This window comes from Aeromonas sp. 84A, assembly GCF_051919345.1.
GTDB classification, from domain to species: domain Bacteria; phylum Pseudomonadota; class Gammaproteobacteria; order Enterobacterales; family Aeromonadaceae; genus Aeromonas; species Aeromonas veronii.
Genome location: NZ_JBQBEW010000001.1, coordinates 391,060 through 407,362, shown reverse-complemented (window position 1 = coordinate 407,362; position 16,303 = coordinate 391,060). Strand labels below are relative to the sequence as shown.

16 protein-coding genes are annotated in these 16,303 nt (G+C 57.3%); 9 read left to right on the top strand and 7 right to left on the bottom strand.

What is annotated here, in order from left to right; all coding sequences use genetic code 11:
• Positions 1–34: 34 nt before the first annotated feature.
• The 4 genes from gyrB to dnaA form a co-directional block, all read right to left on the bottom strand.
• Positions 35–2,446, bottom strand: a complete 2,412-nt coding sequence (gyrB, locus tag ACTG20_RS01940) for a DNA topoisomerase (ATP-hydrolyzing) subunit B (RefSeq protein WP_194495384.1) — start codon at positions 2,444–2,446, stop codon at positions 35–37.
• Positions 2,443–3,546: a DNA replication/repair protein RecF gene (recF, locus tag ACTG20_RS01935; RefSeq protein WP_033115255.1), complete on the bottom strand. Its 1,104-nt coding sequence runs from the start codon at positions 3,544–3,546 to the stop codon at positions 2,443–2,445. The genes gyrB and recF overlap by 4 nt, the downstream gene beginning before the upstream one ends.
• Before the next feature lie 2 nt (positions 3,547–3,548).
• Positions 3,549–4,652: a DNA polymerase III subunit beta gene (dnaN, locus tag ACTG20_RS01930; protein WP_194495382.1), complete on the bottom strand. Its 1,104-nt coding sequence runs from the start codon at positions 4,650–4,652 to the stop codon at positions 3,549–3,551.
• An 83-nt stretch (positions 4,653–4,735) separates the two neighbouring features.
• A complete protein-coding gene (dnaA, locus tag ACTG20_RS01925; RefSeq protein WP_123174080.1) occupies positions 4,736–6,106 on the bottom strand; it encodes a chromosomal replication initiator protein DnaA in 1,371 nt (456 codons plus the stop codon).
• A gap of 309 nt (positions 6,107–6,415) precedes the next feature.
• On the opposite strand from dnaA, the gene ACTG20_RS01920 reads away from it, so the two are divergent.
• The 9 genes from ACTG20_RS01920 (at position 6,416) to ACTG20_RS01880 (ending at position 13,983) form a co-directional block, all read left to right on the top strand.
• Positions 6,416–7,174 carry an amino acid ABC transporter substrate-binding protein gene (locus tag ACTG20_RS01920; protein ID WP_005339308.1) on the top strand — a complete coding sequence of 253 codons (759 nt, stop codon included), beginning with the start codon at positions 6,416–6,418 and terminating at the stop codon, positions 7,172–7,174.
• Positions 7,175–7,843 (top strand): amino acid ABC transporter permease, encoded by a 669-nt coding sequence (locus ACTG20_RS01915; protein WP_013724235.1) that lies wholly within the window; start codon positions 7,175–7,177, stop codon positions 7,841–7,843.
• A 12-nt stretch (positions 7,844–7,855) separates the two neighbouring features.
• Entirely contained in the window at positions 7,856–8,590 is a 735-nt protein-coding gene (locus ACTG20_RS01910; protein ID WP_005339311.1) for an amino acid ABC transporter ATP-binding protein, read from the top strand.
• A gap of 270 nt (positions 8,591–8,860) precedes the next feature.
• Entirely contained in the window at positions 8,861–8,995 is a 135-nt protein-coding gene (gene rpmH / locus ACTG20_RS01905) for a 50S ribosomal protein L34 (RefSeq protein WP_005307156.1), read from the top strand.
• On the top strand, positions 8,995–9,354 hold the full coding sequence (rnpA, locus tag ACTG20_RS01900) for a ribonuclease P protein component (RefSeq protein WP_005339313.1): 360 nt from the start codon (positions 8,995–8,997) through the stop codon (positions 9,352–9,354). Before rpmH ends, rnpA begins: the two co-directional genes overlap by 1 nt.
• The gene (yidD, locus tag ACTG20_RS01895) at positions 9,321–9,569 is read left to right on the top strand and encodes a membrane protein insertion efficiency factor YidD (RefSeq protein ID WP_010672280.1); all 249 of its coding nucleotides are present in this window, start codon (positions 9,321–9,323) and stop codon (positions 9,567–9,569) included. Before rnpA ends, yidD begins: the two co-directional genes overlap by 34 nt.
• Before the next feature lie 5 nt (positions 9,570–9,574).
• Positions 9,575–11,221, top strand: coding sequence for a membrane protein insertase YidC (gene yidC, locus ACTG20_RS01890; protein ID WP_005355794.1), 1,647 nt, complete (start codon positions 9,575–9,577; stop codon positions 11,219–11,221).
• A gap of 99 nt (positions 11,222–11,320) precedes the next feature.
• The gene (mnmE, locus tag ACTG20_RS01885) at positions 11,321–12,682 is read left to right on the top strand and encodes a tRNA uridine-5-carboxymethylaminomethyl(34) synthesis GTPase MnmE (RefSeq protein WP_019445516.1); all 1,362 of its coding nucleotides are present in this window, start codon (positions 11,321–11,323) and stop codon (positions 12,680–12,682) included.
• Positions 12,683–12,843: 161 nt separating this feature from the next.
• On the top strand, positions 12,844–13,983 hold the full coding sequence (locus ACTG20_RS01880) for a site-specific integrase (protein ID WP_429102835.1): 1,140 nt from the start codon (positions 12,844–12,846) through the stop codon (positions 13,981–13,983).
• A 294-nt stretch (positions 13,984–14,277) separates the two neighbouring features.
• Here the strand turns inward: ACTG20_RS01880 and repC are convergent, their stop codons facing one another.
• From repC to ACTG20_RS01865, 3 genes are read right to left on the bottom strand one after another with little or no spacing between them, the layout of a single operon-like run.
• On the bottom strand, positions 14,278–15,057 hold the full coding sequence (gene repC, locus ACTG20_RS01875; protein WP_257124058.1) for a replication protein C, IncQ-type: 780 nt from the start codon (positions 15,055–15,057) through the stop codon (positions 14,278–14,280).
• A gap of 46 nt (positions 15,058–15,103) precedes the next feature.
• On the bottom strand, positions 15,104–15,955 hold the full coding sequence (locus tag ACTG20_RS01870) for a helicase RepA family protein (protein WP_257124057.1): 852 nt from the start codon (positions 15,953–15,955) through the stop codon (positions 15,104–15,106).
• 9 nt (positions 15,956–15,964) lie between these two features.
• The gene (locus ACTG20_RS01865; protein ID WP_324042803.1) at positions 15,965–16,300 is read right to left on the bottom strand and encodes a helix-turn-helix domain-containing protein; all 336 of its coding nucleotides are present in this window, start codon (positions 16,298–16,300) and stop codon (positions 15,965–15,967) included.
• Positions 16,301–16,303 lie beyond the last annotated feature (3 nt).

Below are 16,303 nucleotides of genomic sequence, written 5' to 3'. Positions count from 1 at the left end.
GAGCGGCTTTTTTATATCGGGCTGAAAGCGTCGATTAGACGTCGAGGTTGGCTACGCGCAGAGCGTTGGTCTCGATAAAGTCACGACGGGGCTCAACGGCATCACCCATCAGGGTGGAGAAGAGCTGGTCAGCGCCTACGGCGTCGTCGATGGTGACGCGCAGCATGCGACGGGCTTCCGGATCCATGGTGGTTTCCCACAGCTGGTCCGGGTTCATCTCACCCAGCCCTTTATAGCGCTGGATGTAGATGCCACGTTTGCCTTCGCCCATCAGCCACTCGACCGCTTCCACGAAGTTGGCAACCGGCTTGACCTTCTCGCCACGCTTGATGAAACCACCTTCCTCGATCAGGTTGGCGATCTCCTTGCCCAGCGAGACCAGTTGACGGTACTCACCGGATTGCAGGAAGTCGTAGCTGAGCGGGTATTCGCGGTCAACACCGTGCTGACGTACCACGGCGTGCGGCACGTACAGGCTGCGCTCTTCGTCACGACGAACCTGGATCTGGTACTGGATACCATGGTTGCTCTCGTTGAGCACGGCTTCCATACCCTGACACCAGGCCAGCAGATCGCTCTCGCTGTTCAGCAGCGCTTCGTTCAACTCCGGCTGATAGATCAGCTGGGTCAGCACTGCTTCTGGCGCACGACGAGACATGCGGGTGATCAGGTGAGTCACCGAGCGGTGCTGGTTGACCAGACGCTCCAGTGCCTCGCCACCGATAGCCGGGGCAGATTCGTTAACGTGCAGGGTCGCACCATCCAGCGCCATGGCGGTCTGGTACTGCAGCAGCGCATCTTCGTCTTTCAGATACTGCTCCTGCTTGCCCTTCTTCACCTTGTAGAGCGGCGGCTGGGCAATGTAGACATAGCCACGTTCGATGATTTCCGGCATCTGACGATAGAAGAAGGTCAGCAGCAGGGTTCGGATGTGCGCACCATCGACGTCCGCATCGGTCATGATGATGATGTTGTGATAACGCAGCTTGTCCGGATTGTACTCGTCGCGACCGATACCGCAGCCCAGTGCGGTGATCAGGGTGCCCACCTCTTGCGAGGAGATCATCTTGTCGAAACGGGCCTTCTCCACGTTCAGGATCTTGCCCTTGAGCGGCAGAATGGCCTGGTTCTTACGGTTGCGACCCTGCTTGGCGGAACCGCCAGCAGAGTCCCCTTCCACTATGTAGAGTTCGGAGAGCGCCGGGTCTTTTTCCTGACAGTCAGCCAGCTTGCCGGGCAGACCGGCGATATCCAGCGCGCCTTTGCGGCGGGTCAGTTCGCGGGCTTTGCGGGCCGCTTCACGGGCACGGGCCGCATCGATGATCTTGTTGACCACGATCTTGGCATCGCCCGGGTTTTCCAGCAGGAAGTCGGCCAGCTTCTCACCCATCGCCTGTTCAACGGCGGTCTTCACTTCGGAAGAGACCAGCTTGTCCTTGGTCTGGGAGGAGAACTTGGGATCCGGCACCTTCACGGAGATAACGGCAATCAGACCTTCACGCACGTCGTCGCCACTGGCGGCAGACTTGGCCTTCTTGCTGTAGTCCTCTTTGTCCATATAGGAGTTCAGAGTACGGGTCAGCGCGGTACGGAAACCAACGAGGTGAGTACCACCATCCCGCTGCGGGATGTTGTTGGTGAAGCAGTAGACCCCTTCCTGATAGGCGTCGTTCCACTGCATCGCCACTTCCACGCCGATACCATCCTGCTCGGTGGTGAAATGGAACACCTTCGGGTGGATCGGGGTCTTGTTCTGGTTCAGGTATTCAACGAATGCCTTGATGCCGCCCTCGTAGCAGAAATGCGCCTCGCGGCCATCACGCTCGTCTTGCAGACGGATGGAGACACCGGAGTTGAGGAAGGAGAGCTCGCGCAGGCGCTTGGCCAGGATCTCGTAATGGAACAGGGTATCGCTGAAAATGGTCGGGCTCGGCCAGAAGCGAACTTCGGTCCCGGTGCCAGTGCTGTCGCCGATCTGCTTGAGCGGAGCCTGCGGCTCACCCAGATGATAGGTCTGTTCGTAGACGTGGCCGTTACGACGAATGGTCAGCAGCAGCTTGTCAGAGAGTGCGTTAACAACAGAGACGCCCACGCCGTGCAGACCACCGGAAACCTTGTAGGAGTTGTCATCGAACTTACCGCCAGCGTGCAGCACGGTCATGATGACTTCGGCAGCGGAGCGGCCCTCTTCCGGGTGAATATCGACCGGAATACCACGGCCGTTATCGCGCACGGAGACGGAGCCATCGGAATGGATCTTGACCTGAATATCGGAGCAGTAGCCAGCGAGCGCCTCGTCAATGGAGTTATCGACGACTTCGAACACCATGTGGTGCAGACCCGAGCCATCATCCGTATCGCCGATATACATCCCCGGGCGCTTGCGGACCGCATCCAGGCCCTTCAGCACCTTGATATTCGAGGAGTCGTAAGTATTTTCACTCATAGCTTACTCTCTGCCTTCTCTAACGTTTCGGAGATCTTGCCTTGTTCCACGTGGAACAACTTGCAGTCATTCGCATCCATCATGTCTGCGAGCTGACCGGTATCGATGGCGGTGATAAACACCTGGGACGCGCACTGCTTCAGCCTTGCGGCCAAGAGGCGACGCTTCTCGACATCCAGTTCAGAGGCAAAATCGTCAATTAAAAAAATACAGCCACGGCTGCTATGTTGATTCAAATAAAGCCCTTGGGCCAAGCGCATGGCACAAACCAGCAGCTTGAGCTGACCCCGGGACAAAATATCCTGAGCAGGCACCCCGTTCGCCTTGAGGCGCACATCGGCTTTCTGCGGACCGACACCGGTGTAGCCCAGCGCCCGATCCCGCTCAAACCCCGCCTCCAGCAGTTCGTTGAGGGGGGTATCTTTCTCCCAGCCCCGGTAAAAACCAAGACTGATATCGAATTCCGGCAGAAAATCCGCCGTCATCTCCTTGATCAGGGGCGTAATGGCCTGACAATAACTGGCGCGAAAGCCTGCCAGTTCACCACCCAACCGCACCAGCTCCTGATCCCAGAACGCCAGCTGGCGATATTGGGTGCTCTGGCGCAGCAGCGCATTACGCTGTTTCAGCAGCCGCCGCACCCGCCCCCACAGGGCGAAGAAGGTGGGTTCCTGATGAAACACCCCCCAATCGAGCCAGGCCCGACGAGCCTGCGGCCCCCCGGTCAACAGATTGAAGCCATCCGGATGGATGAGTTGCACCGGCAGCAGTTCGGCCAGATCGGCCAATCGCTGCGCCTGCGCTCCGGCAATCTTGAGCTGGGTCTCGCCACTCTTGTCCTTGGCAAGACCGATAGGCACCTGACGCCCATCCAGTTCGCACTGGGCAAACAGGGTAAACGCCCTCTCCCCCTGGCGGATAACCCGCCCGGTCAGATGAGTGCGAAAGGAGCGCCCCAGACCAAGGTAGTGAATGGCTTCCAGCACGCTGGTCTTGCCGCTGCCATTGCACCCGACCAGAATATTGAGGCCGGGTGACAACGCGAGACTGGCTTGCTGGATATTGCGAAAGTCGCTGAGCTGGAGTTTGACCAGAGACACGACTAGATCCGCATCGGCATTACCACGTACTGAGCATCCTGATTTTCAAAATCCTCAATAATGGCGCTGCTGACGGAATCGCTCAGGCTAACCCGGATTTGCTCACATTTTAACGTATTCAGCACGTCCAGCACATAAGAGACGTTGAATCCGATCTCCATCTCGCCAGCAGCGTATTGTACGTCAAGCAGCTCTTCCGCTTCTTCCTGTTCCGGGTTGTTGGCGGTGATGCGCAGCAGGTTTTCCTGCAGATTGAGACGCACCCCACGGAATTTTTCGTTGGAGAGGATCGCCGCGCGGGCAAACGCCTGACGCAGATCCTCACGGCCGGCGATCAGAGCCTTGTCGCTGTTGCGCGGAATGACGCGGCGCCAGTCCGGGAAGCGGCCATCCACCAGCTTGGAGGTGAAGATGAAACCGTCCAGCGCAGCACGCAGATTACTGCGACCGATCTGCAGCCGCACCGGCTTGTCTTCCGCTTCCAGCAGACGCACCAGCTCCAATACCCCTTTGCGCGGCAGGATAACCTGATGATCGGGCAGCGATTCCCCTACTACCTCGCGGCGGCAGGTGGCCAGACGGTGACCGTCGGTCGCCACGGTGCGCAGACCGTGACCTTCGCTCTCGAACAGCATGCCATTCAGGTAGTAACGCACGTCCTGGCTGGCCATGGAGAACTGGGTCGCATCGATCAGCTTCTTCAGCTCCAGCTGGCTGATATCGAACTCGAGCACGGATTCCCAATCCTCGATGTTCGGATACTCGGTCGCCGGCAGGGTCGAGAGGTTGAAGCGGGAACGACCGGACCGGATGATCAGGCGCTCGCCTTCGGTATTGAGACGGATCTCGGCGCCTTCCGGCAGACCACGGCAGATATCCAGCAGCTTGCGCGCCGGTACTGTGGTGCGGCCATCTTCGCTGGCCCCGTTCAGATAGACCTGACCGATCATCTCTACTTCGAGATCGGTACCGGTCAGTGACAGCAGACCGTTGCTGACATCAAGCAGCACGTTGCCGAGGATCGGCAGGGTCGGTCGGCCGCCGAGGGCGCCGGACACCAGTTGCAGAGGACGTAACAGGGCCTCACGGCTAATTTCGAGCTGCATCTGTGCTCTCCGTTGTGATTAGGAGGAAAAGATTCGGATCAGGTTGGAATATTCGCGCTGCATCTGTCCACTCGATTCCGTTATCAGGAAGAAAGGGTACGGATCAGGTTGGAATAGTCCTCCTTGATGTCGTGACTCTCCTCCTTCAGCTGCTCGATCTTGCGGCAGGCATGAAGAACGGTAGTGTGGTCACGGCCACCAAAGGCATCACCTATCTCCGGCAAACTGTGGTTGGTCAGCTCCTTGGCCAGTGCCATCGCCAGCTGGCGCGGACGGGCAACAGAGCGGGAACGACGCTTGGAGAGCAGATCCGCCAGCTTGATCTTGTAGTACTCCGCCACCGTCTTCTGGATGTTGTCGATGGTGACCAGCTTCTCTTGCAGTGCCAACAGGTCGCGCAGCGCTTCGCGCACGAAATCGATGTTGATGGCACGGCCGGTGAAGTTGGCGTTGGCGATCACCCGGTTGAGGGCACCTTCCAGTTCACGGACGTTGGATCGCAGACGTTTGGCAATGAAGAAGGCCACTTCGTCCGGCAGATGGATCTGGTTCTCGTCTGCCTTGCGCATCAGGATCGCGACGCGGGTCTCCAGCTCCGGCGGTTCGATCGCCACGGTCAGGCCCCAGCCGAAGCGGGACTTGAGGCGATCCTCGACACCGTTGATCTCCTTCGGATAGCGATCCGAGGTCAGGATGATCTGCTGATTACCTTCCAGCAAGGCATTGAAGGTATGGAAGAACTCCTCCTGGGAGCGCTCCTTGTTGGCGAAGAACTGGATGTCATCGATGAGCAGGGCATCGACGCTGCGGTAGTAACGCTTGAACTCTTCAATGGCGTTGTTTTGCAGCGCTTTCACCATGTCCTGAACAAACCGCTCGGAGTGCATATAGATGACTTTGGCATCTTTTTTACTCTCCTTGATGGCATTGCCAACGGCGTGCAGCAGGTGGGTTTTACCCAGGCCGGTGCCGCCATAGAGGAACAGAGGGTTGTAAGCACCACCCGGATTGTCCGCTACCTGACGGGCAGCCGCACGCGCCAACTGGTTGGACTTACCCTCGACGAAATTCTCGAAGGTATAGTTCACGTTGGTGTTGCTCTTGTGGTTCGGCTCGGGCTTGGCTTCAGCCTTGCTTTCCCAGCTCTTCTGCAAGTTATTCACAGGCGTGGCACCCTGTACCGGCGCTCTGGCGACAGCAACAGGATGGGGACGATTGCCTATATCAAAACGCAGGGCGGGGCCGTCGACCCCGCAGAGTTCGTTGATGATGCCGTTAACCCGGATGAGATACTTGTCTCGTACCCAGTCCAGAACAAAGCGATTCGGTGCATACAGGGTCAGAGTATTGTCACTCAACTCCGCTTGAAGCGGCCGGATCCACATGCTGAATTCTGCCGAGGGCAACTCATCTTGCAGCCGGTTAAGGCACTGCTGCCATAGCGAAGCAGTCACTCTAAACTCCTGTCGATTGATTAACTAAAGACCGGCTATTCTACGTTTTTAGCCGCCGGATCTCCAGCCATCGCCCGGTGGATCCAGCAAATAAGATCCTTGACTTTCAAGGATCCAGCGCCTTTGGATCGGATTTCATCCCCAAAGTTACCCACAGCTTGATCCACCGTCCGGATTGGTCGATCCCGTGCTTCTCTCCTGTTATTTCATATAACCAAATGTCATTTATTTTTTAAATTTTATTCCAATAACATCAGGGCCAAACCAGTTATTACAACTACAAATACAAGACATTGAGAGAGAAACACCATGAAAACATCCATCAAACTGATTTCCGGCGCAGCCATCCTGCTCGCCACCCTGTCCGGTCAGGCCATCGCCCAGGAGACCATCAAGGTCGGCATGTCTGGCAAATATTTCCCGTTCACCTTCGTCAAGCAGGACAAGCTGCAGGGCTTTGAAGTGGATATGTGGAACCAGATCGGCGAGCGCACCGGCTACAAGGTCGAATTCGTGACCGCCAGCTTCTCCGGCCTGTTCGGCATGCTGGAAACCGGCCGCATCGACACCATCTCCAACCAGATCACCATCACCGACGAGCGCAAGGCGAAGTACGACTTCTCCCAACCTTACGTCTATGACGGCGCCCAGATTGTGGTACGCAAGGGCAACAGCACCATTCACGGTATCAAGGATCTGGAAGGCAAGAAGGTGGCCGTGAACCTGGGTTCCAACTTCGAAGAGCTGCTGCGCAAGAACGACCCGAACAAGAAGATCGACATCCGCACCTATGACTCCGCCTTCGAGCAGGATGTCGCCCTGGGTCGCATCGATGCCTTCGTGATGGACCGCGTCTCCACCGCCCAGCTGATCAAGGAGTCCAAGCTGCCGCTGCAACAGGCTGGCGCACCGTTCGAGACTATCGAGAACGCCCTGCCCTTCCTGAAGACCCCGGAGAAACAGGCGCTGCTGAAGAAGGTCGACGAGGCCCTGACCGCCATGCGCAAGGATGGCTCCCTTCGCCAGATCTCCGAGAAATGGTTCGCTTCCGACATCACCGACAAATAAATGATGGAATTTGACCTCGAATACACGCTGGGGCTGTTTCCCATCCTGCTCAAATATCTGGGCACCACGATGGAAATGGCCCTGTGGGGATTCGTGCTGGCACTCGTACTCTCGCTGGCCCTGGCGATAGTACGGGTGTTTCGCGTCCCCGCGATTCACTGGCTGGCGATGCTCTATATCTCGTTCTTTCGGGGTACACCGCTACTCGTTCAGCTGTTCCTGCTCTACTACGGACTGCCGCAACTGTTCCCGATCTTCGTGGGGATGGATGCCTTTACCGCCGCCATCGTCGGTCTGACCCTGCACTTCGCCGCCTATATGGCCGAGTCGATCCGCGCAGCCATCCTCGGCATTCACAAAAGCCAGATGGAAGCGGCGCTCAGTATCGGCATGAGCCGTTATCAGGCGATGCAGCGGATCATCCTGCCGCAGGCGGCACGTATCGCCACCCCGTCGCTGATGAACTACTTCATCGACATGATCAAGAGCACCTCGCTGGCCTTCACCCTGGGAGTGGCCGAGATCATGGGCAAAGCGCAGATGGAAGCCTCCTCCTCTTTCAAGTTCTTCGAGAGCTTTATGGCGGTGGCGCTTATCTACTGGGTAGTGGTGATCTTCTTTACCCGCTTGCAGCATCTGCTGGAAATTCGTCTCAACCGTGCCTATTAAAGGAGGGCTCTCATGATCAAGCTAACCGGCCTCTCCAAGGCATATCACGGCAATCAGGTGCTCAACGGCATCGATCTGGAGGTCAAAAAGGGGGAAATTGTCGTCATCATCGGCCCCTCCGGCACCGGCAAGTCGACCCTGTTGCGCTGCCTGAACCTGCTGGAGACCCCGGATGCGGGCACCCTTGCCATCGACGATCTCGAGCTTAATCTGGCCAAGGCCAGCGAACAGCAGGCGATCGAGCTGCGCAAGCGGGCCTCCTTCGTGTTCCAGAACTACGCCCTTTTTGCCAACAAAACAGCGCTCGACAACATCGCCGAAGGGCTGATCACCGTCTGGAAGCAGCCAAAAGCGGAGGCCCGCGCCACAGCGCTCGGCATCCTCAAGGACATTGGTCTTGCCGACAAGCAGGATGCCTATCCGGCCTCCCTCTCCGGCGGCCAGCAGCAGCGGGTCGGCATTGGTCGCGCCATGGCGGCCCACTCCAAAGTGATCCTGTTTGACGAGCCCACCTCGGCCCTCGATCCCGAGTGGGTCGACGAGGTTTTGGGACTGATGAAAGAGTTGGCCCGCCAGCACCAGACCATGGTGGTGGTGACTCATGAGATTGAATTTGCTCGTGATGTTGCCGATCGGGTGATCTTCATGGAAGGGGGGCGGATCGTCGAGCAGGGCCCGCCGGATCAGATATTGGTCGATCCCAAGGATCCCCGTACCCGGGAGTTCTTGCGGAAAGTCCTTAAATAGCTCTCTCTTTGGCGGCCTGGCCGCCTTTTTTATTGAGGGATCCCTTGTTTAACCCCGGGTTGCCAGTATAATCCGGAGCCCTTGATCCTCTGGATCCTCACGCTCGGCAGTGGCCTTTTCAAGACCACGGCAGGATGAGAGGGAACGGCGGATTGACTAAAAGCCGAACTCTGTTTAGAATTCGGCCTCTTTTGCTAGTCGTCACACGCTATAGCTGGCGCGTCGGCTAAGTGTGACAATCAAAACTGTACAGAAATACGGAATCGAATCATGAAACGTACTTTTCAACCGTCCAACCTGAAGCGCAAGCGCTCTCACGGTTTCCGCGCCCGCATGGCAACTGCCAACGGTCGTAAAGTTCTGGCCGCTCGTCGTGCCAAGGGTCGTGCCCGTCTGGTAGTTTAATGCCTACCCAGCACACCTTCTCTCGGGAGTTACGTCTGTTAACTCCCGAACACTTCAAACGCGTTTTCGCCGAGCCTGTCCGGGCTGCTTCCCCGCAAATTACGCTTCTCGCCTGCCCCAATTCACTCGAACACTCTCGTCTTGGTCTCGCTGTGCCCAAAAAAGCACTCAAGCGTGCCGTCTGGCGTAACCGTGTCAAACGGGTGGTCCGGGAAAGTTTCCGCCTCAAACAACATCAGCTGCCCGCTATCGACATCGTGGTGATCGCCAAAGCCGGTGTGAAAGAGATGGATAACGAGGAACTGTTCAAGTTACTGGAAAAGCTATGGCGCACTCTGTCACGCCGTTGCAATGGGTAGCTATCAAACTGATACGCCTGTATCAGCTAATCATTAGCCCTCTGCTCGGGCCGCGCTGCCGTTTTACTCCAACTTGTTCCCAATTTGCGATAGAAGCCATCCGACTTCACGGTTTCATAAAAGGCGTTTGGTTAGCTAGCAAACGTCTATTAAAATGCCATCCCTTATCCGAGGGTGGTTATGACCCGGTTCCGCAACCAAAGCGAAGAAACTGAAGACTATGGAATCACAACGCAATCTACTCCTGATCGGTTTGCTGTTCGTGAGCTTTCTGCTCTGGCAACAGTGGGAGTCCGACAAGGCTCCGAAGCCGGCCCCGACTACCGTGGCCCAAACCGAACATTTCGTACCTGAAGCCGGTCAGACCGGTGATATTCCTCAGGTTTCCGAGCAAGCCAACGCGACTGCCGCACGCAAGCTGATCACCGTCTCCTCTGACGTGCTCAAGCTGACCCTGGATACCCAGGGTGGTGACGTCGTGTCTGCCGAACTGCTGTCTCACAAACTGGAAGAGGGCAAGGACCAACCGTTCGTGCTGCTGACCAGCAAGCCTGAGCACCTCTATATCGCCCAGAGCGGTCTGGTGGGTCGCAACGGTCCGGACAGTCAGGCCGAAGGTCGTCCTACCTATGAAGCCGCCCAGACCAGCTATCAGCTGGCCGATGGTCAGGATCAAGTCGTCGTTCCGATGACCTGGACCGACAGCAAGGGCGTGGTCTTCACCAAGGAGTTCATCCTCAAGCGTGGCGACTATGCCGTTGGCGTTGATTACAAGATCGACAACAAATCTGCCGAGCCGGTTCAGGTGCAGTTTTATGGTCAGCTGAAGCAGACCGTAGCAACGCCGAAGGATCAGGAAGGTCATGCCATGGTAGCCAGCGCTTACCGTGGTGGTGCCTTCTCCACTGAAGATACCCGCTACAAGAAGTACACCTTCGACGAGATGAAGGATGCCGACCTGAACAAGACCACCAAGGGTGGTTGGGTCGCCATGCTGCAACACTACTTCGTCTCTGCCTGGGCACCGAATGCCGACGATACCAACAGCTTCTACAGCCGTGTGATCCCGGGCAAAGGCCAGGCCATCATCGGTTACAAAGCGCCGCTGGTTGACGTGGCTGCCGGCCAACAGGCTGAAGTGACCAGCAAGCTGTGGGTCGGTCCCAAGCTGCAAGACCAAATGGCCAAGGTGGCTAACCACCTCGACCTGACCGTCGACTACGGCTGGCTGTGGTTCATCGCCCAACCGCTGCACTGGCTGCTGACCGTGTTCCACGGTTTCGTCCAGAACTGGGGTCTGGCCATCATCATGCTGACCCTGCTGGTGCGCGGCATCATGTTCCCGCTGACCAAGGCCCAGTACACCTCCATGGCCAAGATGCGCATGCTGCAACCCAAGATTGCGGCCCTGCGCGAGCGCTTCGGCGACGACCGCCAGAAGATGTCTCAGGGCATGATGGAGCTGTACAAGAAGGAGAAGGTCAACCCGCTGGGTGGCTGCCTGCCGATCCTGGTTCAGATGCCGATCTTCATCGCCCTTTACTGGGCACTGATGGAGTCCGTTGAACTGCGTCACGCGCCGTTTGCCCTGTGGATCACTGACCTGTCAGTGAAGGACCCCTTCTTCGTGCTGCCAATCCTCATGGGTGCCTCCATGTGGTATCTGCAGAAGATGAGCCCGACCACCGTAACCGACCCGATGCAGCAGAAAGTGATGCAGTTCATGCCGATCATCTTCACTTTCATGTTCCTCTGGTTCCCGGCTGGCCTGACTCTCTACTGGCTGGTGAGCAACGTCATCTCCATCATCCAGCAGACCATCATCTATCGTCAGCTGGAGAAGAAAGGACTGCATTCACGCAGCTAATCTTCCCGTGATGACAAAAGAGGCGGCCTTCGGGCCGCCTTTTTTATTACAATGTCTCCCACTACGTTTTCCTATCAGCGAACAAACGAGCCAAGCAAGATGACAACAGATACGATCGTGGCCCAGGCCACCGCGCCAGGCCGTGGTGGCGTCGGCATAGTCCGGGTCTCCGGCCCCGCCGCCGAACAGGTCGCCGGGATAGTGCTCGGCAAGCTCCCGCGGGTGCGTTACGCCGAATATCTGCCGTTCAAGGATGAGCAAGGCCAGGTACTGGATCAGGGCATCGCCCTGCTGTTCAAAGCACCCAACAGCTTTACCGGCGAGGATGTGCTGGAGCTGCAGGGCCACGGCGGCCCCGTCATCATGGACATGCTGATCCGCCGCATTCTGAAAATCGATGGCATCCGCCCTGCCCGCCCCGGCGAGTTCAGCGAGCGCGCCTTCATCAACGACAAGCTGGATCTGGCCCAGGCCGAAGCTATCGCTGACCTTATTGAAGCCTCCAGCGAACAGGCCGCCCGCAGCGCCATGCACTCCCTGCAGGGGCAGTTCTCCAGCAAAATCCAGCAACTGGTGGAGAGCCTGATCCGGCTGCGCATCTATGTGGAAGCGGCCATCGACTTCCCGGACGAGGAGATCGACTTCCTCTCCGACGGCAAGGTGGCGGGCGACCTCTACGCCATCATGTCCGAGCTGGACGACGTGCGCGGGGAAGCCAAACAGGGCGCTCTGCTGCGGGAAGGGATGAAGGTGGTGATCGCCGGTCGTCCCAACGCCGGCAAATCGAGCCTGCTCAATGCCCTCGCGGGCCGCGAGTCGGCCATCGTCACCGAGATCGCTGGCACCACCCGCGACGTGCTGCGCGAACATATCCATCTCGATGGCATGCCGCTGCACATCATCGACACCGCCGGTCTGCGCGACACTCAGGACAAGGTGGAGCAGATCGGTATCGAACGCGCCTGGGCCGAGATTGAACAGGCCGATCGGGTGCTGTTTATGGTGGATGGCACCACCACGGACGCGGTTGACCCGCGGGAGATCTGGCCGGAATTTGTTGATCGGTTGCCAAAAAACATCGGCCTCACCGTCATTCGCAACAAGGCCGATCTGACCGGCGAGGATCTGGCACCGAGCCAGGAGCAGGGCCACGCAGTCTACCGCATCTCCGCCAAGACCGAGCTGGGGCTGCCTGCCCTGCGCGAGCACCTGAAAGCCTGCATGGGCTTCCAGGGCAACACCGAAGGGGGCTTTATGGCCCGCCGCCGCCATCTGGATGCGCTGGAGCGCGCCGCCGAGCGGCTGCTGGTGGCCAAAGAGCAGTTGGAAGTGTTCGTGGCTGGCGAGCTGGTGGCCGAAGAGCTGCGCCTGGCGCAGGAGTCCCTCTCCGAGATCACCGGCGAATTCAGCTCCGACGATCTGCTGGGCCGTATCTTCTCCAGCTTCTGCATCGGCAAGTAATGTGGTGAAAAATCAGCAATAAAAAGCAGCCAGTGACAACATAAGACATTGTAAATATTGAATTTTATTTTTACTGGCTATTCTTGCCTGATCTTGTTTCGTGAGAATTTACCCCGAGAGTACCCCGAAGTAACCTCTCGGGGTACTTTCGGGGGACAATTATGAAGATCAGCATCGAATTCCGCGAACCTGACGCCGAAGGCAAGCGCGCTCTGCGCTTAACCTATTACGCCGGCTCCTACCTTGAACCAGCCACGGGCATCCGCAAGCACAAACGCAGCAGAGAGCCCTTGGATCTCTTCCTATACGACAAGCCGCGTACCCCAGCACAGCGGCTCCACAACAAAGAAACCCAGCGAGTAGCCGAAGCCATCCGCGCCAAGCGACTCTTCGAGTACGAGACTGGTAAACACCATCTGGATTTCTCGAACGCCTACAAGGCCAGCTTCTTCGAGTACTTCCAAGAGGTTACAGACCAAAAAGCGGCAGGCAGCAAGAGCAACCATTCCATCTGGATATCAGCCCTCAAGCATTTACGCCAGTACCATAAGCTGCCGGAGCTGACTTTCGAGGAAGTAGATCAGCTGTTCCTGGAGGGGTTTCGGCATTACCTGATGCACAAAGCTCGCACCAAAAGCGGCACACCACTGAGCCGCAACACCCAGAGTGCCTATTTCAACAAGTTAAGGGCGGCCCTGAACCAGGCAGAGCAGGAACGGCTGCTACCGGATAATCCGGTACGACGTGTCAAAGCTATCCAGGGGGAGAAGAACAAACGGGTTTACCTGACCGAAGACGAAGTTCGAGCCCTGGCCCACGCCGAGTGCCGCTACGACGTTCTTAAGCGCGCCTTTCTGTTCTCTTGTTGCACTGGCTTGCGCTGGTCCGACATTCACAAGCTGACCTGGGCCGAGCTGGAGCCCTTCTATGGCCATTACCGTATCGTCTTCACCCAGAAAAAGACCAGCGGCCTGCAATACCTGGATTTGAATGACATGGCGATGCAGCTGATGGGGCGCCCAGGCAAGGTAACAGAGCGGATCTTCAAGGGCCTCAAGTATTCGGCTTGGCACAACATGGAGCTCACCCGCTGGGCGTTGCAGGCGGGTATAACCAAGAAGGTAACCTTCCACAGCGCGCGTCATACCTTCGCCGTGATCCAGCTTAACCGCGGCGTCGATATCTATGCTCTCTCCCGCTTACTGGGACACAGCGAGTTGAGAACCACAGAGATCTATGCAGACATCCTTGAATCACGGCGCCGAGATGCCATGCTCGATTTTCCCAACGTATTGGAGTGATAGAAGATGGGACGCGCCCTTGATGAGCTCCTAGCCAGTGAGAAGCCTGAAGTAGCCGCAGTAGCCAACCGGCAGGCAGCACTGATACTTAACCAGTAAGTGCAGGAAGCAAATCCTAGCCAGGAAGAGCCAACAAAAACGCCGGCGCTACACAGCGCTGGCGTAGATCATCTTAGATAATCTAGATCGAATTTCAGGATCGGTCTGCAGCCCAAGTAGCACTTGGGTTTGACTGATTAGTCCTGTGACCAATATCGTGAACTTTGTGACCATTATCGTGATGGTTTGTGACCATTATCGTGATAGCGCAGGCCGACCGATGGTAAACCGCCCCTTGGCATGTTCACTGATTGACCAGCCCAGTTCAGCCAGTTCATTCAATGCCTTGCGGACTCGCGATTGCCGCTTGCGGTGAGTGGCCATACTGGCTTCCTCAGGAAAAACATAAGCAACCAAGGTGTCTAGCTGTACCGTCCGACTCTGGCCAACATCGACCCAGGCACATAACCGCTGATGCAACAGTCTGGTGATACAGCCACTCAGGCGCCGCACCTCTGTCATGTCGATACGAACATGGCGGCCAGAGCCCATAATGGCGGAGGTCAGCAAAGGATTGAGCGCTACAAAGAGCCCGTCGGTCAGGGCATCGCTGGAATAGTTCGCAAGCAGACGAAAACCGCTGCGCTGGCCTGCTACCTGCGCTATTACCGACACCTTCCATAACCGCTCGACACAACGGCGCACCGTATTGGTGTCACGAGGGTTGGCGTAGCCAATCTCCTTGGCCAGTTTGTGCAGGCTGCTTTTGACCACCAAGACTCGTTGCTGATTGGCTGCCCAGCGAGGCTCTAGCAGGGTACGCAAGCTGTTGCCCTCCCCGGTAGCTGCAATGGGCTCAATGATGGCGCTATATTCCTCAACACCAGCCAGGGCAACCAGTCCCTGAAGCACACGAAGGTCATCGGCACCCAGCGGCTCTGGCCCGGAAAACTCAATCTGATTGCCCCCACCGAATCGATACACCGCATCCAGCTTGTCTCGGCGGCGCTGACCTGGAGCGATGGCTCTGAACAATCCTGGTGCCAGGCAGTGCATATGGTCATGCCGAGCATGGGTCAATTCAAAGCAAGGCACGTTTACCTCTCTCTCGGCGCGTTTCGTCCAATTTGGCGGGGTACAATACGCCACCTTCCCCCCGCACCAACCAGCGCTCTGGTAGTGGCTGCCCATAATTACTTTTGCTTACCCCAAACCGCACGTAGCGCTGGCTCTGCTCTGCCGATACGCCCAGCTGCTGCGCCTCTTTCTTGGTCATAGTAGCGAGATAGGCCTGCCAGCGGACGTTGTCCACTAGTACCGACGAACCTCGGCTGGCCTGCTGCAGATCGCCAGCTTCTTGGAATGCTGCGGATTTGCTGGTGTGGTGTACAAATAGCACGCTACATCCCTGCCCCATGGCCAGCCGCTCCAACTGACCCAGCACCTGCGTCATAGCACAGGCTGCATTCTCGTCGGCATCGTGAAAGCGTCTCAGTGTATCGATAACCACCAACCTGACCCCCTCAGCCCAAATGGCAATCGCTTCCCACCAGTGGCTATTCAACACATTCGGACTGGCCCCCTGAAGCGGTATCAATCGAAGGTCGCGCTCCAGTGAAACACGCTGCCGTGTATCAATATATTGGCCAAGGGTAAACAACCGGTGATGTAACACGGGCCGAGGGTCTTCGGCTGGCAGGTAGAGCACAGAGCCTCTCTCCAACTTGCCGAGTTCTAACCAATCCGGCCCACCGGCTATCTGGATTGCCAACTGCAATGCCAGCATGGATTTACCCGCACCACCCGGTGACACCAAGGCCCCAACACAGCCAACCGGGAGCCCTGGTAGGACAAAATCGATTGGGCTAGGGGACTCAGAAAATGCGACCTGGAGATCTAGGGGCCAATAGGTTGTGGTCAGATCTTTTTCCATCCCCATACCTCACCGCCCCCCATGGCGGGCTCGTCGAACCCTCGTGTTCACATGCTCAGCCAGCTCAACATCTGGCGAGATGCGATGGGAGAGCAGCCAGTCCAGCAGCTCATCCCTCCTGAAATAAATTTTTTTCCCTTGCGGCTTGTAGTGCGGTAAGCGCCTCTCGCTGGTCAACCGGTACACATAGCTGACCGATACCCCCAGCAGTTCGGCGCACTCCTCAGCCGAGAGAACCTCTCTCTGTGCTAACCCCTGTTGGCGAACTAGATGTTTCAACTCATGGAGTTCACGCAGAATCGAACCCGTAGGATCGCTGTAAATAGCCGGATTTTGCTCACGCATGCA